This is a genomic window from Okeania sp. KiyG1, assembly GCF_014132355.1.
Taxonomy (GTDB): Bacteria; Cyanobacteriota; Cyanobacteriia; order Cyanobacteriales; family Microcoleaceae; genus Okeania.
On sequence record NZ_BLZO01000185.1, the window covers coordinates 1 to 24,410 of the forward strand.

A 24,410-nucleotide genomic window follows, 5' to 3' on the forward strand; every position below is an offset into this window, starting at 1 on the left:
TAAGCCATAACTTAAAATGTCAAAAATCTCAATCATACTTCGTTTAACCTTTTGATTAAATTTGCCAGTAGCATTAATCCCGCATTACCCACACTCAGAATGATAACAGCAACTACTCCAATTGACCAATCATCTCGCAAAACCGATACCACCAACATCATAATTGAGGTTTTAGTGGCAATACTAGCAAAGGCGAGTATTTTCTGCCAAACATTATCATCCTGCCAAGATTCATAAATGGGTATGAGCAAAGCTAAAATCATAGCAATCAAAATATAGTTCATTTGTTTTTCATCCGTTGCACTAAGTGTACTTCATACCAACCTTGTTCATGGTATTTCAAGACAATGCTTTTAGGGGTAAAAGTAATTACAAATATATCCAGAAATATCAATCCAGGGTTCTTCGAGGTTTAATTTTTTCGCAAACCACAACTTCATCATTATGGGGACGAAGCATAATTTCTATTGCTTCTATATAAGCTTGGGGAATGGCGACAATTATTTCCCACAATACTCGCAGCCAATCTTTTAATGCTCCTATGGATTTTTGCTACGAGGTAATAGCAAAGCAATACTAACACCAATAATAATATTTGCCACACTCAAATCAGCGGTAAGTAAAAACCATATTGTCAGTCGTAATATTATATTGAAAAATCCGATTGTGTCCATACTATCCAGAAATTAAAAAGTAATCAGTTATAACTATGTTTATATTTATGCTTCAACAAGTTTAGCAGTAATAGGTTTTATACTAAGTCATTTCAGGAAGAAAAGCCAAATTTATTAGGCTATAAGTGTTGGCAATACCCCCAAAGGCGGGAATTTTAAACTTGCAATCGATGTTTGTACATTTCTTCATAAAGTGGCATACACTTATTAATACATGGTACTAATATATCTGGAATATTAATTTCTTTAGATTCCTGAAAAAAACTACTAGAATTAATAACGTCTTCACGAAATTTTTCAAAAATAGTATTTTTTCCATGATACAATATTAGTTTATTCTGGTCTCCAAAAAGCATTTTTTCAGAAAAATTAATCCCTAATTGGGAGCATAAAGCTTTTAAATAACCACTAGGATATTTGACTAAGTCTCCTGAGTCAATTATAATAGACTTTTCTCCTGTTAAATTTTCAATTTCTTTGAATAGTCGATAATGTTCTTCCCAACCTACAAAAGATTCCGAATCTTCCCAGCTAAAACCAGCAGATTTTCTAGCTTTCCAATATGAAATAATTGTTTCTCGTGGGTCTCTAATTAGGAAGCAGTTTTTACTTTAGATATCCAACTTTTATCAAATCCTGGAAGCAGATGAAATGACATATGTTTTGGAATGAAAAAGTTTTTCCTTCTGGAAGATCGCCAATTAGTTTTTCAATAATATTTGAATAACTATTGTTATAATATTTGGATAAATAGTCTGATGGAAAATCAATAATATCATGGTAATTAATCTGATCAACAAAGGAAAGATGATGTAAAGGTTCATCATAGACCATACAATCATCAATCTGCTCAAATGCTCTTGTTATTGCACTTGAACGAGTTCTCGGACAAGCCCACATAGCAATATGTTTAGTTCTCATTATATACTGTTATCGTTCTCAAGCTGTTTATTACCGAAATATTGTGGGTATGCGCCTCCCCTTTTAAGGCAGGGCTAATTCATTGTCGCCAGAGAAAAATATTGAGGAGTACAAGTTTGGCCATATTGTCAAGTATTTCATAGTCTTTTCCCCTAAATTATCATACTTATACAGGAAAAATTTATGTCACAGACTCAGTCGCGATCGCTAATATCAGTCGCGATCGCCAATACCAGAACTATTGAAATCGAAAACTAGGGGGGAGTGAGGTTCTGTGTATGGGCCAATTTCAATTCTCAATGACTACAGTTCTAGATTTATAATCATCAGAAAAATCTGCTCCAAATCGTGAGCAATGGTACGAATCGCAGTAGTGAGGGAAGAATAACCATGAAGGCGACAGATAGCGATCGCCAACTGACGAATCACAGAAAAATTAGCAGCAGCTTGAGAGTGCCGAATTAGACTTGTGTCCTCTCGAAACACTACATCTTTAACCCAATGTAGTCGATTCTCAATTCCCCAATGTCCCTGAATTCCTACTGCAAATTCTGCTGCACTTAATTTCAGACTGCTAATGTAGTAAGCTGTTTGATAATAGTCAACACTTGCTCGTGTACCCTGACGCTCAACTCTAATCACAGACTTAATTCCTTCCCACTCAGAGCTAATTCCCAACAGATTATTAAACACAGACACTGTTCTACAAACCACACGATTTCTAGATCTATCTTCTGATATATCAACACTACTTGGTTGTGTTTGTTCAGTTGTTAGTTGTACTTGCTGGTACAGTTTTTTTTTGATTACCCTTGACTGCTATTGTGTAATGGTTACCTCTGTCAATGATTAACTTGACGGTTTTTTTTTGACAATGTAAAGCATCGCAACTAAAAACTACTCCTTCAAGGTTTAAACTAGCCAATATGGCTTGGACAACAGCAATTTCACTACTTTCTTCCCACGTGAAATTGTTCTATGGCTACAGGTACTCCTTGACAATTACTGAACACAGAAACAACATTGACAAAGTCTTGGTAAGAACCATAACAGTCACTGACAGTAGACCTAATACTCTTACCGTCCACTGCTAACCATTCGGCCTCTTGAATTGTTATTTGGTGTTGAGCCCATTGATTGAATACTTGAGCTAATTGAGCAAAATCAATTCTGGTCATAATTCGCCGAAATGTAGACTTCAGTTGGAAAACTCAAAGGCGATAGCTCTAGTTGTTGCTGTAATGCCAGATGATGACGACGAGCAAAATCTTCTAGGGCACAATAGGAGAAACAACCGCTCATTGTACCCATAATTACTAACAGTAATACTAACCATAATGGATAACGTCTCCCTCTAGCAGCTCGAAAATCTGGTAATTGGGCCAATATTTGTAATAAGTTCATTTCTATCTAAGCCCTAATATTGAGAATAGTTAGCTTAACTCAATACTTGACAACAATCATTGTACTCCTCAATATTTTTCTCTGGCGACAATGAATTAGCCCTGCCTTTTAAGGGGATAATAAATAAAAATTTTCCTGTTTGTCAATCCTATCCGTTTTCAAGGAGAGGTAATTCTAAATTCTAAATTCTTAATTCTAAATTCTTGAATTAGTTTAGTTGCCGATTCGATTGGATAGCCGATCTATAAAGGCTTTTACACTCCACATTTAATGATAAAGGAAGCATCATTACATCATCAAACCCATGATTTTCTGCCACTGACTTTGGATAAAAACGTTGGATATCAATGAATCCAGCATCAGTTAATATTGCTTTTAAAGATTCCTCGGTAAATACAGCATGATGTCTGAAAGGAATATTATTTGCATCGTCTCTAAATGGGTAATATGAGCCGTAAAGAGTAACGAATAATAACCGCTCATGGTCTTTCCAAAAGCTCAAATATTTCATCGGTTCTTTTTTAAATTCACTTAGAGCATAGTCAAAATCAGGAACGCCAACTATAAGACTTCCTCCAGGTTTTAAGGCAACGTGCCAAGTTCTCAGAATTGATAAAATTTCGCATGGAGGAAAATGTTCTAATAAATGTGAAGCACGAATAGCTTCAGGTATATCTTCACCAACGAACCAAAGATAACGGCTATCACCAATTAGATCGACACCTTTACCTGGAGTTATATCTAAATTAAACCAGCTTTCGCTTTTGGTTGAATTACTACCTAGATTTACTTTCATTAATCATGGTCCTTATTATGTATATGTACATACTTTATTGAAAGTCTAATTTAGTTGCCTTAACTAGCTTTGCATTAGTAAATGTTTCTTTTGTTTCCTTATATCTGTCTAGTTTAAAGCAAAATTGTAATTTACAATTTGAATTATTTTTGTCATTTTTTTGCCCAATAAACAGATAATAAGGTACTTTGACCCCTGGTAAAAAAGGAATAGTTGACATCCTTTCAATAAATTGAATACTTTCAAAACGGTAATGAAGATAAGGAGCGTGTTCAGCAGATAAAAAAACATTATCCCTGCCAAACCAAGCAGGCCAAAAATGACGAGATAACCAGGAGTGGGAAGACCAATTTTTTACAGGATATTTACGAGAAACATAAAAATCCACGACCCCAATAATTCCACCAGATTTTAGTAAACTGTAGGCTCTATCTATAGCTGCAAACCAATCTGGAATCATTGTTAATGAGTAGGAGAATGTTACAATATCAACAACCTGTTCTGGTGGGGTAAATTTAGTAACATCAGCTTCCACAGTCTCAACGTTAGACCATCCATTGGTAATAATTCGCTCCTGTGCTATTTCCAATAAAGAAGGGCATAGATCGACAATGTAGAACTTCTGAAATTTGCTTAATTTATCGCCTATTGACTCAAGATTAGCACCCGTACCACCTCCTAGATCGAGCCAGATATCTCCAGGATATTGAATCAGGGATTGATACAGTTCCTCTCTCCCTTGTAGCAGACGTTTGCGAAATTTGTCATAACCCTGAGCTTGACCCTGATAAAAGCTCTCTAGTCTTTCTTGATGATTACTACCCTGAATAGGTTTAACTAGATGGTATAATACATTTAAGTCTTGAGCAAGACCGCTAAAAAATGACACTTTTACCTCCTTAAGCTATGATTAGATCGGCAATATAAAAACTACCATAAGTACGAACCCGGTCTTTTTGATGGAGTTGCTTTGCTAAATCATTTTGGTATTGCAGCAGTTCACCTAAACTATACTCCTGACCTTGGATAGACACACAAATAGGATCGACATATTCTACTTCAAAACCACCACTCCGAAATAAAATGCGCGACTTTTTCTCAGAGCGATCGACAATAGCTTGCCATTCTCGTTTTAGTTCTGCATATTCATAATTACTAAGCCAGTCCATATGATCTAGTAAAACAAAATGTGAAATATGAATATTATGATTACGCTCTAAAAATTGAGCTACTGTATCTGTATGAATTGAGATGCGATCGACTAATCCAGCTTTGAGTAATTGAAAATTTTCTGGCTTCAAATATTCTGGGCAACAACTTGGTGTATATTTGCCTTCAATAAAAACCCGCCAGAAGTAATTATCCACGATCGGAATTTCGCTAAAAACTTGCCGACAACAATCTTCTACAAAGTCTGCCACTCCATTTTTCAGGTAGCGCTCCATTTGTTGTCGTTGTTGAGGAGGAACACCTAGCATCCACAGCGTCAAGTTACTATCCATAATCTGACGGATAAATTTTTTCCAAAACCTATTGTTAATCTGTTCATCATAATATATCTGACGTTGCTTCTCAATAGTTTGAGCTTTGAGCAGAGCATTAAATTCATCTCGAAGTTGGACAACACGATCAATATAAAAATTAATCAATTGAGCAAAGATTCCTGTTGTACCATGAAAGAAAAAAGAACGTTTACCTGCAAAAAATCTCGTTCCATTACTATCCCAATATTGTTGAGCAAAAGGGGATAGTTCAACACGAAGTTGTTGTTGATACACCTCTTTAAAGTTAGATAAATGACCTTCCCCAAAAAGTTTAAAAAAGCTAGAATAATCAAGTTTCCTAATTCCAGCTATTTTTAGTTCTAGTAGAGCATTTTGACGAGGGTTAACATCAACTGCATAAATATGCTCTGGTTCATCAAGTGCATATTCAAGAGCATTACATCCTGCTGAAGTCAAGACTAAAATCTTATCATCTTTGGTCAAATTCATTGCTACTCTATCTAGTCTTGGATCTTCCCAACAAGTTACATAAACTAGATTATTTCGATGTACAGAATGAAACCCTAAATCTAACCAATTGTTTATTTTTGGCATCAAATTCATGTTTTTATCTAACTCAACTCAATAACAATGATTGACATACTCCCGACGCTCCCCTACGGGAAAGCGCGGGATTCTTCAGTCAAAGAAGCCTTGACCGCAGTTTTTACAGAGGTGATGTCCTCCCCCTGTGTTGATAGTAATCCTATTTTTTGGATCAGAAGTGCTGAGTTATAATCTCTGTCTAACTCCTGTCCACACTTAGGACATGAATGCCTTTCATGTCGCGGAGCGAAACGCTCAGACCAGCTTTTGGGGACTTTATTCAAACATTCCCAACAATGCTGAGATGTGCCTTTTGGATCTACTTTGATAATTTTCTTACCTAGCTTCCAGGCAACATACTCTAAGACTTGAATAAATTGGCCAAATGCTGCATCTTGCAAAGACTTATTTAATCCTGATTTAGCTGATTGACCATTAGGTAAAAACTGACCATTTTCTCCTAGTTTAGCTTGACAACGCCGGACTAAAGAAGCTATCTGTAGGTCTTCGAGGAATATCACACTTGTGTCTGAAAACAGATGATAAGCAAGTTTAAATTGCCAATCCAACCGCTGTCTAGCTATTAGTTGATGAAGTCCAGCTATTTTATCCTTGAGTATTTTCCAAGCCTGAGAATACTTAGACTTTTTAGCCAGTCTCACTTGCAACTTGGATAAGCGATTTTCAGATTTCCTGAAAAACTTTGGAGTTTCTATAAACTCTCCATCGCTGGTAACAGCATAATACAGTAATCCTAAATCAATACCTTTTGAGTTCTCTAAAGTGGGTTGAATTTCTGCATGCCTCAAAGGTACAGTCCTATTTTCTATTGTGAAACTGATATAATACCCATCTGCAGCGCGTATTACGGTACCTGTCTTAACTTTGAATCCTTCTGGTATTGAGCGATTGTATACTAAAGGGACTAAACCTATCTTGGGTAAATTAACACAGTAACGACCGTTAGCATTCTTGAGGATATTGGCATTTGATAACTGAGGATAACTGAAAGAATTATAGTAATGTTTTCCCTTGAATTTAGGTCTACCACTGGTTTTACCATTCTTGTCAGGTTTGATAAAGTTATCCATTGTTGTCTGCACACGGTGGATAATATCTTGCAATACCTGAGAGTGTATAGATTTATATTCAGGGAACAATTTTTTAGTTTTCCCTAGGTCTGCTAACTGCACTGTTTCCCAAGCTACATAACCATTTATTATATTGGAATGCTTATCCCCTTTCTTTGTTATCGGATTACCGTTACCATCTTTCTTTCTACCATCTCGTGTTTGTGTTCTAAACTCAGGAATGTTTTGATAAATCCGCTCTACTGGTACTACTGAAACATTAAGTGGACAAGCATTAACTGGGGTGCGTGTTGCTTCAAACCAACTAAATCTTTCAGCTAAACGGTAATTATATTGTTTTCTGGCTAATTCTAACCAATTAGCAATAATCACCGCTTGACTTTTATGAGGTTTTAGCTTGTACTTATATTTCAGTAGCATTGTAGAGTCTGCCTGGATATCTCACATGGTTATAGTAATGGCTGTATATGTAGTTGTCAATAGTTAGCGTAAAATAACTACAGGAAAACCGCAAATTCTGGCCCGGCTTTCCCATACGACGCTCCCCTCCGGGAGAGCGCGGGACTTCCCGCCGGGAGAGTTAAATTTATTCATGGCAAAATTAATGTTGGTTCTTGAAAGCATTGAATACTCATCAAATCTCCAGGTGTCTGTGTGGCTGGGTTAAGTTTGAGGTCAATTATCCCAGCTACTTGTAAAGCTTTGGTAACAAGTTCAGAACAAAACAAACTTGCCGAAGTTTTAGATAACTTGATATTGGTTTGCGCATCAAAATATTTATTCTGTGCTAACCAAGCACCTACACTCTTACAAACAGCAAAAGGAGTATGACCATTCTCAAGATGCAACAACCATGATTGCATTTGAGCAATTCTATCATAAGACAACTTTTGTTGTAGTGGAAACCACCATACTTGTCCACAAGTTTTATAGTTATTGAGCCAATCACTCAACAAATGAACTTGAAATCCTTTTAAGGGTTTCTTTCCTTTGAAATCTGGTAATGTTGTATAAGTTGTGGATTCTGCAATGAGAACATCCTCACGCTGTTTATTTTGATATTCAGTCTCTAATACAATAGCAACATGACTATAGGGACTTCCGGTAAACCATCGAATAATTTTGGCATCTAGTCCATTACCTGAAAAAGCAATGACATCACCTGGACTTATGTGGGAAAATATTGCATTCATTTTGTTACTCATACTTACCTTAAGGGTTTGCGCTCAAAAGTCTTATGGGTGAGGGTAGGAGACAACCCACCCCTAATATCAAATCCGGTTGAATACTTATTATATGAGATGGGGAGATGGGGGATGGGGAGATGGGGGGATGGGGAGATGGGGGGATGGGGAGATGGGGGGATGGGGAGATGGGGGGATAGGGAGATTTAAGGCGAGAAAGTGTGGATAGAATTATAAACATATACTGTATAACCGGATTCTATATAACCCCTCCCAGGAGGGGAAGACAGGAGACAGGAGAGAGGAGAAACGGGGAATGAGCGAGGAGGTAGGAGTAAGAATTGTCCCAAGATTTTTCTGCCCAACTATGAGCCTAAAATACCCTCCATGCATGAGCATGAAGAGCTGAAACAGGCGCACTGCAATTCGACCCTAAAAAGGCCAATACCAATATCAGTCAATGCTTTATATCATGTCCGGATAATTAGTGATAAAAAAACTTTCTCCTTCTTCTCCAGTTCTTGTTCTTCCTTCTTTCTTCTTCCAACTTCAGTCTTCCCTCCTGACTTCCCCTCCCCTCCACCGGAGGGGTTAGGGGTGGGTTGGGAGGGGTTAGGGGTGGGTTGAGTTCTGAGTTCTGACTCCTCGGTCGTTATTTATAACTGTTCAACCGGACATGATATTATTCCCTATTCCCTAGCGCGTAGCGACATATTATATTGAAAAATCAGATTGTGTCCATACCATCCAGAAAAGTAAAATTAACACGAAGCTCATAAACCCAATCAGGTGGTCAAATTCTTCGACCACACGGGGGAATTTAATTGCCAACTTCTGAAAAATAAGTAGATATGCCACCCAACCAATAGCTATACTTACCAGTGGCTTGATTATATTATCTAGGGTGTAAGCTTCATAATAAAAAGCATTTGCCACAACTAATCCGCCGAGTAAGACCACTATTGCCCACCAAAAACCCAGTTTGACTTTGATTTTTTTTTCATTTTTCTGGTGAGGAAGAAAGATGAATTTAGCAAAAGAAATGGCTGTTCCCACTGCAGCAATGTTCATCCCAATAACCTGCCAGGGTAATAGATTTTTAGAGGTTAACACTTTTGCCCCAAAACCAGATAATAGTGGGAAACCAGAGATAGAAAAACTAGCAATAACTAAAGCTACCCAAATCTGACGATCGATGGGTTTATAATGTAATTCTTTAAAACTACGGCTTGGTAAAACCCCTGCAATTAAAAACAGAGCAGATTTAACTAAACCGTGGGTCAAAGCATAGAAACCAGCTACTACTGGTGCAGCAAGCACAAAACCTAACTGAGAAATGGTATGAAATGCCAGCATTCGTTTAGTATCTTTTTCAAATACAGCATAACCCACTCCTAGAAGTGCTGTACTCACACCAAAAAATCTCACGATCGGATCGATTTCCTCTAACAGTAGGGCACAACGCACTAAAGGAAAAACACCAGCTTTGACCACAACTCCTGACAACATTGCTGATACAGGACTCTGTGATTCGGAGTGAGTAAAAGGCAACCATAACCCTGAGACAAAGATACCTCCCTTGGACAATAATCCCAAAAATATGAGGGCGATCGCTTCAGGAGACGAGTTATGCAAACCCATAAAACTAAAGGAATGATTTGCCTTATATACGATTACTGCTCCCACCAGATAAAACAGCATTGCCGTATTACTGACAAACAGATAGCGCAACCCTACCCAAATCGATCTATCTGTACGCGGATAAGCTACCAGGAGAAACGCAGCAATACCAATCACCTCTAGTGCTACATACACGCTCATAAAATCTGCACAGATAAAAGTAGCATTAACACTACCATGCAGAATCACTATTTGCATATAGAAAAAAGCAGTTTTTTCGCTACTCCAACAGTAAAAAATAACTGCGAGGGTTACTATAGCATTAGTTATGATAAAAAAGGCACTCAGTTGGTCGATGATTAATGTTACACCGAAACTATCTAGTAACTGTATGTTCAAAGGAGACGGAGCTACAAATATCGCCAAGGCATAGTTAGTGGAAACTAATGCTATCCCCAGTGCGAGAAAGCGGTCTAGTTTGGGTAATAGATAGATAACGAAACCAGTAAAAAAGGGTAATGCCATCCAGAGGATAGTAATATTGGTCATATCTGCACCATCCAGAAAACTAGAATCAACATTAGACTCATTACCCCAATCAAATGATCGAATTTCTCTACCCCACGAGGGAATTTCAGAATGAATTTCCTAAAAATAAAAAGATATGCCAACCAGCCAATACTAATAGTTATTAGGGGTTTCAATATATTATTTAAGGTATAAGCTTGGTAATAAACAGCATTTGCTATAATTAATCCGCCGAGTAAAATTACCATTGCCCACCAAAACCCAGATGTTGCTTTTCCTTTTTCTTCGCTCTTTTGATGGGGGAGAAAGATAAATTTGGCAAATACAATTGTTGTTCCTACTGTCGCAACATTCATTGACACAACCTGCCAAGGTAATAAATTTTTGGAGGTCAATATCTTAGCCCCAAAACCAGACAATAAGGGAAAACCAGAAATTGAAAAACTAGCGATCGCTAAAGCTATCCAGATTGAGTTATTGAGCGGTCGGTCTTGCAATTCCTTAAAATTACGACTGGGCAAAATACCTGATATGAGAAAAAGTGCTGATTTCACCAATCCGTGAGTCAAGGCATAAAAGCCTCCTACCTCTGGCGCTGCCATGATAAAACCCAATTGAGAAATGGTGCTAAATGCTAGGGTACGCTTGGTATCTTTTTCCACAATGGCATAACCTACTCCTAACAAAGCTGTAGCCACACCAAAAATTCTCACAATTGGATCTATCTCCTCTAAAAATAGGGCACAACGCACTAAGGGAAACACTCCAGATTTGACCACCACTCCTGACAACATTGCTGATACTTGACTCTGTGATTCGGAGTGGGTTAGAGGTAACCAAAATCCTGATACAAAGATACCACCCTTGGACAATAATCCCAAAAATATCAGGGCGATCGCTTCGGGAGGCGAACCAAGCAAACCCATAAAACTAAAAGAATTATTTGCCTTATATACCAGTACTGCTCCTACCAGATAAAACAGCATGGCCGTATTACTGACAAATAGATAGCGCAACCCTACCCAAATCGATCTATCTGTACGCGGATAGGTAACGAGAAGAAAGGCAGCAATACTGATTACCTCCAGTGCTACATACAAACTAATAAAATCTGCACAGATAAAAGCAGAATTCACGCTACCATGCAGAATCACTACTTGCATATAGAAAAAAGCAGTTTTTTCGCTATTCCAAGTGTAAATAATAACTGCGGTGGTTACTATAGCGTTAGTGATGATAAAAAAGGCACTTAGTTGGTCGATGGTTAAAGTTACACCAAAATTATCTAGTAACTGTATATTTAACAGTGATTGGGTTGAAAATATCGCCAAGGCATAGTTAGCTGAAACTAATGCTACTCCCAGTGCGAGAAAGCGGTCTAGTTTGGGTAGTAAATAAATAACAAACCCAAGAAAAAATGGTAATGCCATCCAGGCGATCGTAATATTAGTCATTTTAGTTATCAGTTATCAGTTATCAGTTAGCCTCCTACCGGAGGAGCTACGCTATCAGTACCGACCGCTGTTTGCGCAGCATGACCTAGGAAAGCCAGAAACAAGAAAATACTGAAGTTTACTTTCTCTTGGTCGATTGTATATGGCCAGGTTTCCTCGCCATCCTACCCTACGGGAAGCTCCGAAGATAGAACTCCGTTCCGCTGTCGCGTTTCGCGTCAGCGTTGCGTTGCGCCAGCTTTGCGTTGCGCCAGCTTTGCGAAGCAAAAGCAAAAGCAAACGACTGCTCTCTTGGTCGATTGGATATGGCCAGGTTTCCTGCTCTTGACAGAGCCGCTCCGAATTGCGCCATCTCACCCTACGGGAAGCTGGGCTTTTTCCGTTTGTCATGCTGCGCTTGACCTGTCGGCGACAGCTGTTAACGTAGTTATGCGAAGCGCAAAACGACCGCTTTTCATCCCCTTAAAAGGGAGGCTTGAGACCTGATTTTTTGGTCATGATGGTGTATTATTTTCTTCGATTGCGCTAGTTTCCAAAGTGGGATTATCTTTTGCCAACTTCATCACACCTACCAACATCAAAGCTTGAATTGAAAATCCAATTACAATTGCTGTTAAGATAACGGCCTGGGGAACGGGGTCGGAATAAGCAACATCTTTAGTTTGGTCTGCAATTGGTGTAAACAAACCATCTACCGATGCTACTAGCACATAATAGGCAATAACTCCCGTACTCATAATATCCATTGAGATGATTTTCATCACCAGATTTTTCTTAAAGATGATGCCGAAAAATCCAAATAATATGGTTGAAAATATACAAGCTTCTAACATAGAAATTAGCTAATTAATTGTTATTTTTTGGTAGAAAATTAATGTTTAAATTACAAAAATCAAGGATTCAATCTCTATGATTAGGGTCATATAAGAATGAATTTTACAAATAATCAAAGACTTATGCCAGTTTAAATCAACTGACTAAATTAACTTATATTAGTATATTTTACAGTTGCATAAATGCATAAAATAGATGAGAAAATCTGAGATTAAAGTCGTCTCTTCTTTGGTCAATACATAAATTCATTTCTGTTTCCCTGGCTAACTACTCTTTTTTATTTTCAAGTTATCTACAATTTATAGCAGTTTGGACTTAATGAAGTACAGAGTTCTTAGATGTTCAGCCAATTGCTTAACTGATTAAGATTAAGCTGTACTATATTAGCTACCAATATGCCATACATTATTAAACATGAAATTGGGTCAAAAGAGAAGAGACGTTGAATATGAGTTCTGATAATTGGTTGGATTAAGTATTAATTATGGTTTGGGTGCTTAAAAAAATAACTATAATTTTTTTGTGCTTGGTTAAAAGTGGCCAAACTATAAAAGTTTGATCGATCTTTGCTACAAATATTTAGGTTACTGCTGAGGAGTCAGGAGACAGGAGGACCGAGTCGTATGGGAATAGGTTTGATACCATTTCTTATGTAGTAATTTATCTTTTTCGTCCCATAGATATTTCCTACAAATTATTTTAATATTGCTTATTATTTATAACATTCTTTTTCACCCTTGGTATTATACCATTTATCGAAAACTTTTCTACATTTTCGCATTGCAGGGTAGTGGGGGAGAATTCAATAATGGATAATTGATAATGGATAATTGATAATTACCTCTTCCTTTTAGGGAGAGGATTGAATAAAAGGAAAATATTTTCTCTTTTGGTCGATTGGATATGGCGAGGAAACCCGCTCTTGACAGAGCCGCTCCGAATTGCGCCATCCCACCCTACGGGAAGCTGCGCTACGACCGCTTGTTTCTCCACAGCGAGTGAGAGAATTTTTACCTTAATTATTCGGTAAACATAAGAATAATTAACATTAACTTAGTTAAAATCAGGAAAAAGTCATTCTGATTTTTTTAATTACTTAATAATTGAAGTGTTACCTAAGTATAGTATTACTTTTGAGAATTGGTATTAGTATTAATCAATTCAATAAATTATAAATTTTCCCAGCTAGCTTCTACAACTTGACACATTGAGAAAAAAGTTTCTTTTACTGGTTGGCCATAACTTTCCTATTCTGATTAGAATTAGTTCTGATATATAATACCAATTTGAAAGTACAGAACCGCGATCGCTCAATTTAGTCACCACTGCGGGATTAATATCAAAGCAAACCATCTTCTAAGTCCCAATAACTGTCATTCCTTCTGCAAAGCTACCAGAAATAAAGCTGGAGTCAAAATCTGAGTACCATGGTAGTATTTTAATGATAGCAAATCGTTATCAACTGACACCAAATAATCTGCTTTAGCCTCATAAGCTGCTGCTAAAAACTTATTATCATCCGAGTCAATTTCATCAAGGCGAGTAGCTTGATACGCACCCGGGATGTGGAGGGCGATCGCTGTAATATCCACAAGTAAATCTTCGATATCTGCCACAGCAACTCCCTGTCTTATCAACCTGCTGGTTAGTTCTTGAAGCAAAGGTGGAGCCATGACTAAACTAAAACGCCCCTCGCTCCACAATTTTAAAATTTGGCGCGGACTACTCTTGCTTGTTGGACGAAGGAGAGCGGTAATAAATACAGAAGTATCAATGACAACTTTAAGCATCAACACCCATGCTATTTGTAGAGGAATTTGAATTTTCAAGTTGAGGGGCAATGCGATCTACACTCGCTTCAAAACTTTCCCAAATTTCTGTCGCCGGAGTGGCATTGCTTCAGCACGAGCGATAGCCCGTTTAACGATCGCCTCTGCTTGAGCGACTTCTAAAGAGGTAAGGGGAGTCTTTTCCTCTAAGTCGAGAAACAGCAAATCATTGGGAGTGCATTGAAAAAAGGCGCAGATTCTTTTTGACATCCCATGGCATCAATTGTGACCAAACAACCAGAAATAGATAAAACTTTGAGAAGTTTGGGTATTGCAGTAATTTCGTTTGATTTATTATCTACTTTTACTTGACCTAAAACTAGGCGATTTCCTGTAGCCCAAGCACTGACCATGTGAATGGGTTTTTGAGATTTTTTCTGGTCATAAGAACCTCTCAGAGTTTTACCATCAATTGCTATTATTTCTCCTTGAGTTATTTGACTTACTGACTGAATCCATGACAAAAAACATTTTTGTAATTGTTCCGGGTCTAGACGTGCAAAAACTCGGGCAAATGTATCGTGAGATGGAATTCCATTAGGCAGTTTAAAAAACTTTTTAACCATTCATATTTAGACTCACCATAAGCTTCTATATCCACCCATGTATCCGCACCACAAATTACAGCACAAATAGTAATTGTAATAATATCAATTAATTGATGACGTTTAGTTCTATCTACCCTCGGGTCTTCTAGTTCACTAAAATAATCATAAATACTCTTTTTGGGCTGGAGTTTCATTGTTGAAAATTTCTATTATTACTAGGATAATTATTCTCAAGGAAACTCTAATATTCGGTTTTAATTAGTTTTTTTAAGTATTAATTATGAAATTTATTTGATAGTTTTGACGGTTGAAAGTTTGGGTATTTTTGGATGTTGATATGAGAAGCGATAGACTTCCAGTCCGCTTTCCTACGGAATGCTACGCAAACGCGTTGGCGGAGCCTAGCGGCAGCTATATCGCATAGTCTCCATTTGAAATTATCTTCTTGGTCATTTGTCAAAAAAATTAGATGCGTTGACCCTGCCACACCTCCCACACTCCCCACATTCCCCTCCTGGGAGGGGTTAGGGGTGGGTTCCCACACTGCCCACACCTCCCACACCTCCCACACCTCCCACACTCCCGACACTCTCCCTATATTTTTAAATAGATCCACTCAGGGGTTCTATATTTTGGCTCTGCGGAGATAAGAAAGGGGTTGGAGGCTAACATTGTTCACCAATAATGTTAGCCTAAACGCCCTACTAAAAATAGCTTTATTTCCTAACTCCTAAACTTACACTTTTGCCACAGAATAAGGACTTGTCAACTGCTCCAACTGGGCAACCAATAAACTGAGGAACAAACCAACATCAGTCACAACTCCCACTGACTCAACAGATCCGCGATCGCTCAATTTAGTCACCACCGCTGGATTAATATCAACGCAAACCATCTTCACTCCAGCAGGTGTCATATTCCCCACCCCAATAGAATGCAACATAGTTGACAACATCAAAACCATATCAGCACCTTTCAACAACTCTGTATACTCTTCCTGTGCCTTAATCAAATCCATCTGAGTATCAGGTAGAGGTCCGTCATCACGAATCGAACCTGCTAAACAGAAAGGTACATTATTTTGAATACATTCATACATCACACCCTTGGTCAAAGTACCATTCTCAACTGCTTGAGCAATGCTACCACAACGCCGAATAGTATTAACAGTTTTCAGATGATGTCGATGCCCACCATGAACAGCAACTCCCTGTTTCATATCCACACCAAGGGAAGTTCCCATCAGTGATTGTTCAATATCGTGAACTGCTATAGCATTACCACCCAACAACGCTTGCACATATCCTTGACGAATCAAATGTGCTAAATGTTCGCTACCACCAGTGTGAATCACAACTGGACCTGCTGTAACTACTATTTTGCCTCCACGATCGCGAACTTGCCGTAATTCCCAAGCGACTTGTTCGACAACCAATTCTACTCTACGTTCGCTAGAAACGCCAGCAGACATAAAGCTGAACTCTTCTTTATTTCGTTTTTCACGGGATTCTGTTTTGCGGATAGAACGAAGACCGATGACATCTACCACCACTTTTTCGCCAATTCTTACATCCCGTATCACTTTACATTTTGCTTGAATCTTACCGTCAGTTTCAGTAATGGCGATCGCTGCATCCATCCTTTGATTTTGTACTCGTATCCACTGACCTTTGACTCTAACTTCAGTAGGATAAATAGTAGATACATAAAAATCATCAGGAGCAACACCATCTTGTTCCACTGGATCCAACTTAGCATCTTGTAAATCTTCAGTTGGTACTACTGCACCAATGTCAATGAGTTGACTCATTATTTCTTCCATGACTTCATGGGAAGGTGCAGAAACTTTCACTTCGGCGAGGGAAGTGCTTTGACGTTGTTCTCCAAGATTAAAGTTGAGAACTTTGAAGCTACCCCCACCTTCAACTATTAAATCTAAAGCTTGGTTGATCAAGCCAGAGTCTAGTAGATGTCCTTCCATACGAATGGTACGACTTTCTACTTGAACAACGGCATGGCGATCTGGTATAATTGGCTCTGTAACTCTCAGAGTGAGGCATTTCGCTGCACCACCTGCTTTGAGAAATTCACCTAGAGGTGTTTCAATGACGCTGAAACCTACTTCGGTAAGGAGTGATTTCAAGCTTTCACTCACCTTGTTCATAATGATGGTTTGGTTGATGTTAACTGCATTACAGGCAAAGTTAACTGCATCTGCTTCTGCTACAGTTATTCGTTTTTCTGGTGGCACTCGCATTTCAATTAGGCGGTTGGAGTAAGAGTCGAATGCCGGAGGATAGTAAAGTAAGTAACCTCCTGTTAGAGGACAGAAGCAGGTATCGAGATGATAAAAGCGCTCGTCTGTAAGTCTCAGTGATAGCACTTCAATGTCGAGCCATTTTGCCAGAAGTGGGTGGGAGTCTAATTCTGAACGAAAGCCATATCCGGCCCAGAGGTAACGACCTTCTCTGTCTAGTAGTGCATCTCCTGCTCCTTCAAAGGGGAGGTCTTTGGGGAGTTCGTGAACGATAAAACCCTGGTTTAAGAACCATTCTTTGAAATGGGGTTCTTCTCCTTGACGTTCCTTGTGGTAAAAACGACTGAGAACAACAGTATTTCCCAGAATCAGACCTGCATTGGCAGTGAATACCATGTCAGGCCATCCTTTTTGAGGTGTTACTAGGTCTAAGACCGCGTTTTCTTTAATAATGTCGTGGAGTTTATACCATTGTTCGACGGAGCGATCGCGTGAGGATTTATGAATATTTCCTTCCATCCAAGGATTAATTACATAGTCTACATCATAGTGGTCGGGGGCACACATTAGAAAGCGAATTGAATCATTCATAATTATTACTTGGCAAATGCTATCTGTAAGTCTACTGAGTTTATTTGATAACCAGCCAAAAACCCACTCCTAAAATTATTCAGGAGCTTAATTTTAGCCTAAAAAGGTTAACATTTTATAGTATCACTTTCCTTTCATATACAATATTTTGTTTGAATAATTTTAAGGATTAAGATAAGAAATAGGCAAAAAACATTTGCTCATTCCATATAAAGCTGATATGATTTGCCAAAAAATAAATCAAATAAATCAAATACATCAATCCCAGAAGGCAAAATGGACAACTTTTTACCAGAGAACGACCCAATCCCCCTGGTAGAGCCAAATTCTATCTTCCCGGAAGTTGACTATTGGCCAGGGAGTACCCTAAATCCGGAAACTACAGACGCCCTGATACAAGCTGCTTGGGGCGAGGTTCGCGACGATTTGGCCGATTTTCTCTTGGCCCCGGATTTCGCTACGGATATGCAGACTGCTTTTGGCTCAGGGGTGAATCTGGATTTGTCGAGAGATTATATAGAAGATATTTTGACTGGGGAAAGGTTGCCTAAGATTCGAGTTTTGCCCGCAGGGGATATGAATACGGCGCTTGGTGGTTTTGATGGTTTGAGTGATACGGTTTATTTGGCTGATTCTTTATTTGCCCCCCTAACCCCATTTGCCCCCTAGCCCCCCAATTCTGGGGGGACAAGACTCTGAAGATATTGCGCCCCTAACGCCCCAATTCTGGGGGGAACAAGACTCGGAAGATATTGCGCCCCTAACGCCCGAATCCTGGGGGGAACAAGACTCTGAAGATATTGCCCCCCTAACCCCCCAATCCTGGGGGGAACAAGACTCTGAAGATATTGCCCCCCTAACCCCCCAATTCTGGGGGGAACAAGACTCTGAAAGTTCTCTACATTACGGAATTTTGGTGGATGTGATGTTGGAGGAGGTTGGGCATTTTTTGGATGGGTTGTTGCATGAGGAGGATACTCCTGGAGATGAGGGTGAGATATTTGAACGGTTGGTGAGTGGTGAGTTGTTGAGGGAGTCGGAGGTTTTTCGGCTTCGGGATGAGGATGATTTGGTGGAGATTTGGGATAGGAGTTTGTTGTTTCAGGTTGAGGCGAGTCAGGAGGTTGATTTTGAGCTAGCTGGTAGTCTTGTGGCAGGAAACGCACCTTGGTCTGTAGCAGTAGAAGATTTTAATGGAGATGGTGTTGCTGACTTGGCTGTGGCAAACGATGGTTCACACAATGTATCAGTTTTATCAGGGATCGGAAAAAGTTACGGTAGTTTTGGCGCAGCTACTAATTTTGCTGTAAGAGCCAGACCTAGGTCAGTAGTAGCAGAAGACTTTAATAGAGATGGTGTTGCTGACTTGGCAGTGGCAAACGCACTTTCAGATAATGTATCAGTTTTAACCGGAGTAGGTGACGGTAGTTTTAGTCCAGCTACTAATTTTGCTGTGGGAGACGGGCCTAGGTCAGTAATAGCAGAAGATGTTAATAGAGATGGCATTGTCGATTTGGTTGCGGCAAACGTAAATTCAGATAATGTATCAGTTTTAACCGGAGTAGGTGACGGTAGTTTTAGTCCAGCTACTAATTTTGCTGTGGTAGACCAACCTTACTCAGTAGCAGCAGAAGATTTTAATGGAGATAATATTGTTGATTTGGCTGTGGCGAACTGGCAAGCAAAAAACATATCAGTTTTAACCGGAGTAGGTGATGGTAGTTTTAGTCAACCTGCTAATTTTGCTGTGGCAAACGTACCTTGGTTCGTAGTAGCAGAAGACTTAAATAGAGATAACATTGTTGATTTGGTTGTGGTGGAGGATAGAGTATCAGTCCTATTAGGAAAAGGTAACGGTACTTTTAATGAAGCAACTAATTTTGGTGCGGGAATCGGACCTCGGTCAGTAGCAGTAGAAGACTTAAATGGAGACGATATTCCTGATTTGGCAGTAGCCAACCAATATTCAGGTAGTGTATCAGTGTTAACAGGAAAGGGTGATGGTACTTTTAATCAAGCGAGTAATTTTGATGTTGTGGGAACCTGGCCTGGGCCAGTAGCAGTAGGAGACTTTAATGCAGATGGTGTTCCCGATCTGGCTGTGGGCAGCACAACGTCAGACGACGTATCCATCCTCATCAACACAACTCTCGAAACTCCTCCCAATATCACCATCTCCCCTTGGAGCGTTGCCAGTCTAGAAGCAGGTCAAAGCTATACCATAACCTGGAGCGACAACATAACCGAAAACGTACAAATAGAATTGTACAAAGCAGGTACTCTCCACACAACCATTGACACTTCCACCGAAAGCGACGGTAACTACCTGTGGACAGTACCCGCAACCATAACCGGTGGCAACGACTATCAAATAAAAATAACCAGCATCAACGACACCAACATTTCTGACCTCAGTGACAGTAACTTTACCATTGAACCAGCAGACTTCATCACAGTAACATCTCCCAACGGGGGCAATATCTTAGAATCAGGCCAAAGCTATAACATAACCTGGAGCGACAACATAACCGAAAACGTAAAAATAGAATTGTACCAGGGCGGTACTCTCGACACCATCATTAACAGTTCCACCGAAAGCGACGGTAGTTACCAGTGGATAGTACCCACAACCATAACCAGTGGCAGTGACTATCAGATAAAAGTAACCAGCGTTAACGATACCAACCTTTCCGACTTCAGCGATATTAACTTTACCATTCAACCACAAGACATCATTGTTGAACCGCAAGATTTCATCACAGTCACCTCTCCCAACGGAAGAAATATATTTCAGTCAGGAGAAAGCTACAACATATCTTGGGATGACAATATTGCCGAAAACGTAAAAATAGATTTGTACAAAGCAGGTATTTTCAACAGAACTATCGCAAGTTCCACCGAAAGTGACGGGAATTACATTTGGACAGTACCCACATCTATAACCAGTGGTGGCAACTATCAGGTAAAAATCACCAGCATTAACAATACTACCGTTACTGACTTAAGTGATATTAACTTTACCATTGAAAATTTGCCTACCGAACCAGAAGAGTTACCCAAAATCTCCGTTGGAAATACCAGAATTACCGAAGGCAACAAAAACAAAACCGCAAAATTCCAAGTCACCCTAGACAACCCCAGTGATGAAATAGTCGAAGTCAACTACACCACAGCTAACCAAACCGCAAAAGTCAACCAAGACTACAGACGGAAAACAGGAACTCTCACTTTCCAACCGGGAGAAACCACTAAAACTATTGATGTAACTATTATTGGAGACACCAAAACCGAACCCAACGAAAAATTCAAACTGCAACTCAGTAAACCCCAAAACGCCGAACTTGATGATCAAGTCGGTGTCGCTACCATTATCAACGACGACAAACGTCAACCAAATATTTCTGTGAGCGATGCCAAAATAGTCGAAGGCAACCGAGGTCGCAAAAACCTCAAATTCCAAGTCACTCTAGATACCAAACCAGAAGAAACGGTTCGGGTTAACTATGCTACTAGCAACCAAACCGCTAAAGCAAACCAAGACTACAAAACTACCGAAGGGATTCTCACTTTTAGACCCGGTCAAACTAGCAAAACAATAACTATTCCTGTCTTGGGCGACGGAAAAATAGAAGGCGACGAAACTTTTCAACTGAACCTCAGTAAACCCAGAAACGGCAAAATAAAAGATAAACGAGGCATTGGTACTATCCGCGATAACGATTTCCCTACCGTTTCGATTAAAGATGCGGAAATAACTGAAGGGGATGATGGGCAAAAACAACTAAAATTCGATGTCACCCTCGATACTAAGGTTGACAAAAGGGTGGAGGTGAGTTACGCTACCGCCGACGGAGCTGCGAAAAAAGGTTCTGACTACGAAGAAACTCAAGGTAAACTTGTTTTCAAACCGAACCAGAAGAAAAAGACGGTAACGGTTCCTATTTTGGGCGACTTCTCTGAGGAAGACAGCGAGAATTTTACTGTCAGTCTCCGTCAACCTAAAAATGCTAAATTGGGAGATAAACGCGCCATTGGTACGATTAAGGATAACGACGACGGGAAAAATGACGGTAGTTTCCAGACAGCGATTAACTTAGGTATACTAACAAAAGAGGTTGTGAGTGACGAAATTGGTTTTACCGAGGGAGGCGATCGCGACACTAATGATTTCTACCGCTTCCGAGTCAATAAGGAAGGCAATTTTGCCTTATTCCTGGACGAGATGTTACTAAATGCTAACGTTGATTTATATGGCAGTAGTGAAGAATTGATTAATCAATCCAAAAACAAAGGCGCTGAACGGGAAAAAATTGTCACAGTATTAGAACCAGGTACTTACTATGTCCGAGTTTATCCTCAAGGTGGCGATCGTACTCCTTATCGTTTGAGTTTGAATTTGATTTAATGGTGTGAGTTACAGCGGTTTTCATTTCAGTAGACTGTAGGGACGAATGGCATTCGCCCTTATAGAACCCCTAAACGGATCTATTTAAAAATAGAGGAGGAGTAGGGGAGTAGGGGAGTAGGGGAGTAGGGGAGTAGGGAGCAAATTTCAACCTGCTTGGTGCGCTACCAAGTGCGACTAACCGTCGCGGGGTCCTATCCGCTGGCCTTCCCTATTCTAGTTTCTGAATTTCCACAACTTGCTCAGACTGAGGACTACAGTCAAAAGTACATACCGCGTGCAAAGATACGATCGGGGGTTCTATACAAAAACAACTTCTGACTTCTGACTTGTGACTTCTGACTTCGTTAAACCTCTTCTGCTGCACGCTGTATCAACTTTCGAGCCACACTTTGAGTACCTGTATGTTGAAAGTAATTTGTGGTTTTATCTAGAAATGCAGCTACAACATCTAAAGCGTCATCGGAAAAGTCGATAAAGCCACCAATTTTGTCAAAAATACTTTCTGGCGTTAAACCCACTGACCCGACCAAGTTATCCATCCACCCCTGAACCGCTCCGAAGGTCTCACTAATAAAGCCAAATTTGTCATCTCCAGGAATGGTGTCACTAATTGCTCCAAAAACTGCATTATCCGCAAAAGCACTTTCACCTTCTCCATCAAGGGTATCTTGTACTTTTTGTAGGAAGTCTGGACCTAGAGGTATCAAACCATCAAGACAAACTAAGGCAGCCATTCGCATTAGAGATGGACCACTATACTCCTCAGTCAGGTTTGTGACAAATTCTCCTGGATTAAGAATGGGCAGACCATTGAGTTTACTATAAGCTATCAATTCTGCTACAATTTTTAGGCACAGGTCAACAGATTGAGTTGTATCAGCTTTGGGAGTTAAGTTTCCTAAAAAGCTTAAAAAGGGGATTTTTTCACTGACTATTTCGGCCATAGCTGCTGCGGCAAGAGCGCCGTCTACATTATCAACGAGGTTGTAATACCATATAGCTCCCTGGTATCCATTATCCGCGTCATTGTATAGCTCGATCGCTTTATTGCGGATATCCATAATTCTGTCTGCATCTGTCTCACCTGTAATTACTTCAATAGTTTTATCAAAACCTACTACATTTTCCCACTCGCCAGGTACTACGAAATCTAGAGCATTGAGTGTTTTTACTGTTAGATTATCACTAGGTAGTTCATCTAGTAAATCAATGATTGAATCGCTCATTTTGACTCCTTTTGCTTTGTTATTTGTTTGCTTTGTCGTTATTTGTTCTTGATTCTATATTTGTATTGCGCTCGCAGTTTCGTTGAAAAAAACCGGAAATAGTATTACATTTTTTGATAATTTGACAATAATGGTGGGCGTTGCTGATTCTGGGTATGATGCAAGCCCCCCTAGCCCCCCAATGCGTGGGGGGAATAAAACTCTAAAAGTTCCCCTTTATTAATCCCCCTCCCGTCCCCCGAAGATCGGGGGAAGCCAGAGGATGCTTCGCTTTTGAACGATGGGAAGCCAGAGGATGCTGCGCTTTTTGTTGAATGGGGGATGCGCGGGGGCGAAGGCGAGAACCAAACAATCGCACATTCATACTTCAATTCATCAACGCCTAATGGTGCAGTTGAGAAATAAGACCGCGGTAACTCTTAGTCATCCGCGATCGCTCCTAGCAAAATTTATTTTATGAGGTTTAACAATGTTTCAAATAACGAGCATATACATAACCATAACAAGGATATGAAATTTTTGCCCAAGCACCATCGTAACCAATAACACGAACACGAGTACCTCGATGTAATCTGTTTATAATTTTACCCCAAGGATATGTCCTCACCCGCAAGTTGCGATGACGAGTTGCCACTCGACGACAACTACCGTAATGCTTACTACCATGACCATAACTATGAGCTAGTTGCTCTTCACCTTCAGTGGGGATTGTAGTGATAGACTGCTCTACACTTTTAGTATTCTGAGGCGATCCTACTGCTATCGAAGTAAGACTCATACTACCAATAGCAGCAATTGATAATAAAGTACTCACTGCTACAGATTTTGTCCAATTCATCATCTGTTTCATTCCTTGACCTTATTTGAAGAAATTCCGATGCCTTCTTATCCTCTCAGAAAAGAGACCCTCGGACAAGACATTGAACATTAATTTTGTTTAATCTAATCTAATTTT

At 39.5% G+C, this 24,410-nt stretch carries 21 protein-coding genes and 2 pseudogenes; 3 read left to right on the forward strand and 20 right to left on the reverse strand.

Features of this window, described 5'->3' with window-relative positions; genetic code table 11:
* Nucleotides 1–32: 32 nt before the first annotated feature.
* The 11 genes and pseudogenes from SAGCYANO_RS40840 to SAGCYANO_RS40895 all read right to left on the reverse strand — a co-directional run bounded on the left by SAGCYANO_RS40840 (nt 33) and on the right by SAGCYANO_RS40895 (nt 8,169).
* Nucleotides 33–284, reverse strand: coding sequence for a hypothetical protein (locus SAGCYANO_RS40840; RefSeq protein WP_202225245.1), 252 nt, complete (start codon nt 282–284; stop codon nt 33–35).
* A pseudogene (locus tag SAGCYANO_RS40845) lies at nt 281–674 on the reverse strand (cation:proton antiporter). Before SAGCYANO_RS40845 ends, SAGCYANO_RS40840 begins: the two are co-directional and overlap by 4 nt.
* Before the next feature lie 606 nt (nt 675–1,280).
* On the reverse strand, nt 1,281–1,574 hold the full coding sequence (locus SAGCYANO_RS40850) for a hypothetical protein (RefSeq protein ID WP_202225246.1): 294 nt from the start codon (nt 1,572–1,574) through the stop codon (nt 1,281–1,283).
* Between the two features lie 324 nt (nt 1,575–1,898).
* Nucleotides 1,899–2,402, reverse strand: coding sequence for an ISAs1 family transposase (locus SAGCYANO_RS40855; RefSeq protein ID WP_202219362.1), 504 nt, complete (start codon nt 2,400–2,402; stop codon nt 1,899–1,901).
* Nucleotides 2,403–2,545: 143 nt separating this feature from the next.
* Nucleotides 2,546–2,773, reverse strand: a complete 228-nt coding sequence (locus SAGCYANO_RS40865) for a hypothetical protein (protein WP_202219317.1) — start codon at nt 2,771–2,773, stop codon at nt 2,546–2,548.
* Nucleotides 2,760–2,999, reverse strand: coding sequence for a transposase family protein (locus tag SAGCYANO_RS40870; RefSeq protein ID WP_202219316.1), 240 nt, complete (start codon nt 2,997–2,999; stop codon nt 2,760–2,762). The genes SAGCYANO_RS40865 and SAGCYANO_RS40870 overlap by 14 nt, the downstream gene beginning before the upstream one ends.
* 208 nt (nt 3,000–3,207) lie before the next feature.
* Nucleotides 3,208–3,795 carry a methyltransferase domain-containing protein gene (locus SAGCYANO_RS40875; protein WP_202225247.1) on the reverse strand — a complete coding sequence of 196 codons (588 nt, stop codon included), beginning with the start codon at nt 3,793–3,795 and terminating at the stop codon, nt 3,208–3,210.
* A gap of 34 nt (nt 3,796–3,829) precedes the next feature.
* Nucleotides 3,830–4,684, reverse strand: coding sequence for a class I SAM-dependent methyltransferase (locus tag SAGCYANO_RS40880; RefSeq protein WP_202225248.1), 855 nt, complete (start codon nt 4,682–4,684; stop codon nt 3,830–3,832).
* Between the two features lie 10 nt (nt 4,685–4,694).
* Complete coding sequence (locus SAGCYANO_RS40885; RefSeq protein ID WP_202225249.1) at nt 4,695–5,894, reverse strand: DUF3419 family protein; 1,200 nt, start codon at nt 5,892–5,894, stop codon at nt 4,695–4,697.
* A gap of 62 nt (nt 5,895–5,956) precedes the next feature.
* Nucleotides 5,957–7,396 (reverse strand): RNA-guided endonuclease TnpB family protein, encoded by a 1,440-nt coding sequence (locus SAGCYANO_RS40890; RefSeq protein WP_202225250.1) that lies wholly within the window; start codon nt 7,394–7,396, stop codon nt 5,957–5,959.
* 170 nt (nt 7,397–7,566) lie between these two features.
* Nucleotides 7,567–8,169, reverse strand: coding sequence for a hypothetical protein (locus tag SAGCYANO_RS40895; RefSeq protein ID WP_202225251.1), 603 nt, complete (start codon nt 8,167–8,169; stop codon nt 7,567–7,569).
* Nucleotides 8,170–8,257: 88 nt separating this feature from the next.
* Between SAGCYANO_RS40895 and SAGCYANO_RS48675 the strand changes: the two genes are divergently transcribed.
* Entirely contained in the window at nt 8,258–8,389 is a 132-nt protein-coding gene (locus tag SAGCYANO_RS48675) for a hypothetical protein (RefSeq protein WP_255502893.1), read from the forward strand.
* 485 nt (nt 8,390–8,874) lie between these two features.
* On the opposite strand, the gene SAGCYANO_RS40900 is transcribed toward SAGCYANO_RS48675, so the two are convergent.
* The 7 genes and pseudogenes from SAGCYANO_RS40900 to SAGCYANO_RS40930 all read right to left on the reverse strand — a co-directional run bounded on the left by SAGCYANO_RS40900 (nt 8,875) and on the right by SAGCYANO_RS40930 (nt 17,821).
* Nucleotides 8,875–10,329 carry a cation:proton antiporter gene (locus SAGCYANO_RS40900; protein WP_202225252.1) on the reverse strand — a complete coding sequence of 485 codons (1,455 nt, stop codon included), beginning with the start codon at nt 10,327–10,329 and terminating at the stop codon, nt 8,875–8,877.
* Nucleotides 10,326–11,762, reverse strand: coding sequence for a cation:proton antiporter (locus tag SAGCYANO_RS40905; protein ID WP_202225253.1), 1,437 nt, complete (start codon nt 11,760–11,762; stop codon nt 10,326–10,328). The genes SAGCYANO_RS40900 and SAGCYANO_RS40905 overlap by 4 nt, the downstream gene beginning before the upstream one ends.
* A gap of 494 nt (nt 11,763–12,256) precedes the next feature.
* Entirely contained in the window at nt 12,257–12,595 is a 339-nt protein-coding gene (locus tag SAGCYANO_RS40910) for a cation:proton antiporter subunit C (RefSeq protein WP_202225254.1), read from the reverse strand.
* Nucleotides 12,596–13,969: 1,374 nt separating this feature from the next.
* A complete protein-coding gene (locus tag SAGCYANO_RS40915) occupies nt 13,970–14,425 on the reverse strand; it encodes a putative toxin-antitoxin system toxin component, PIN family (RefSeq protein WP_237397181.1) in 456 nt (151 codons plus the stop codon).
* Between the two features lie 18 nt (nt 14,426–14,443).
* Nucleotides 14,444–14,590, reverse strand: a complete 147-nt coding sequence (locus SAGCYANO_RS40920) for a hypothetical protein (RefSeq protein WP_202225255.1) — start codon at nt 14,588–14,590, stop codon at nt 14,444–14,446.
* Nucleotides 14,591–14,622: 32 nt separating this feature from the next.
* Nucleotides 14,623–15,167: pseudogene (locus SAGCYANO_RS40925) on the reverse strand (ISAs1 family transposase); the annotation flags it as partial.
* A gap of 542 nt (nt 15,168–15,709) precedes the next feature.
* Nucleotides 15,710–17,821, reverse strand: coding sequence for a TIGR00300 family protein (locus tag SAGCYANO_RS40930; RefSeq protein ID WP_202225256.1), 2,112 nt, complete (start codon nt 17,819–17,821; stop codon nt 15,710–15,712).
* A 225-nt stretch (nt 17,822–18,046) separates the two neighbouring features.
* On the opposite strand from SAGCYANO_RS40930, the gene SAGCYANO_RS40935 reads away from it, so the two are divergent.
* Together SAGCYANO_RS40935 and SAGCYANO_RS46860 are read left to right on the forward strand one after the other, a co-directional pair.
* Nucleotides 18,047–18,490, forward strand: coding sequence for a hypothetical protein (locus SAGCYANO_RS40935; RefSeq protein ID WP_202225257.1), 444 nt, complete (start codon nt 18,047–18,049; stop codon nt 18,488–18,490).
* Complete coding sequence (locus tag SAGCYANO_RS46860; protein WP_237397182.1) at nt 18,480–22,226, forward strand: Calx-beta domain-containing protein; 3,747 nt, start codon at nt 18,480–18,482, stop codon at nt 22,224–22,226. The genes SAGCYANO_RS40935 and SAGCYANO_RS46860 overlap by 11 nt, the downstream gene beginning before the upstream one ends.
* A gap of 347 nt (nt 22,227–22,573) precedes the next feature.
* Here the strand turns inward: SAGCYANO_RS46860 and SAGCYANO_RS40955 are convergent, their stop codons facing one another.
* Together SAGCYANO_RS40955 and SAGCYANO_RS40960 are read right to left on the reverse strand one after the other, a co-directional pair.
* Nucleotides 22,574–23,455 carry a hypothetical protein gene (locus SAGCYANO_RS40955; protein WP_202225258.1) on the reverse strand — a complete coding sequence of 294 codons (882 nt, stop codon included), beginning with the start codon at nt 23,453–23,455 and terminating at the stop codon, nt 22,574–22,576.
* 463 nt (nt 23,456–23,918) lie between these two features.
* Nucleotides 23,919–24,296, reverse strand: a complete 378-nt coding sequence (locus SAGCYANO_RS40960) for an SH3 domain-containing protein (protein WP_202225259.1) — start codon at nt 24,294–24,296, stop codon at nt 23,919–23,921.
* Nucleotides 24,297–24,410: the final 114 nt, after the last annotated feature.

Coding starts and splice junctions, on each gene's coding strand:
- SAGCYANO_RS40870 (WP_202219316.1), bottom strand. CDS start 2,999: ATGAACTTATTACAAATATTGGCCCAATTACCAGATTTTCGAGCTGCT.
- SAGCYANO_RS40885 (WP_202225249.1), bottom strand. CDS start 5,894: ATGCCAAAAATAAACAATTGGTTAGATTTAGGGTTTCATTCTGTACAT.
- SAGCYANO_RS40850 (WP_202225246.1), bottom strand. CDS start 1,574: ATGTGGGCTTGTCCGAGAACTCGTTCAAGTGCAATAACAAGAGCATTT.
- SAGCYANO_RS40865 (WP_202219317.1), bottom strand. CDS start 2,773: ATGACCAGAATTGATTTTGCTCAATTAGCTCAAGTATTCAATCAATGG.
- SAGCYANO_RS40890 (WP_202225250.1), bottom strand. CDS start 7,396: ATGCTACTGAAATATAAGTACAAGCTAAAACCTCATAAAAGTCAAGCG.
- SAGCYANO_RS40960 (WP_202225259.1), bottom strand. CDS start 24,296: ATGATGAATTGGACAAAATCTGTAGCAGTGAGTACTTTATTATCAATT.
- SAGCYANO_RS40905 (WP_202225253.1), bottom strand. CDS start 11,762: ATGACTAATATTACGATCGCCTGGATGGCATTACCATTTTTTCTTGGG.
- SAGCYANO_RS40910 (WP_202225254.1), bottom strand. CDS start 12,595: ATGTTAGAAGCTTGTATATTTTCAACCATATTATTTGGATTTTTCGGC.
- SAGCYANO_RS40900 (WP_202225252.1), bottom strand. CDS start 10,329: ATGACCAATATTACTATCCTCTGGATGGCATTACCCTTTTTTACTGGT.
- SAGCYANO_RS40875 (WP_202225247.1), bottom strand. CDS start 3,795: ATGAAAGTAAATCTAGGTAGTAATTCAACCAAAAGCGAAAGCTGGTTT.
- SAGCYANO_RS40840 (WP_202225245.1), bottom strand. CDS start 284: ATGAACTATATTTTGATTGCTATGATTTTAGCTTTGCTCATACCCATT.
- SAGCYANO_RS40930 (WP_202225256.1), bottom strand. CDS start 17,821: ATGAATGATTCAATTCGCTTTCTAATGTGTGCCCCCGACCACTATGAT.
- SAGCYANO_RS40895 (WP_202225251.1), bottom strand. CDS start 8,169: ATGAATGCAATATTTTCCCACATAAGTCCAGGTGATGTCATTGCTTTT.
- SAGCYANO_RS40955 (WP_202225258.1), bottom strand. CDS start 23,455: ATGAGCGATTCAATCATTGATTTACTAGATGAACTACCTAGTGATAAT.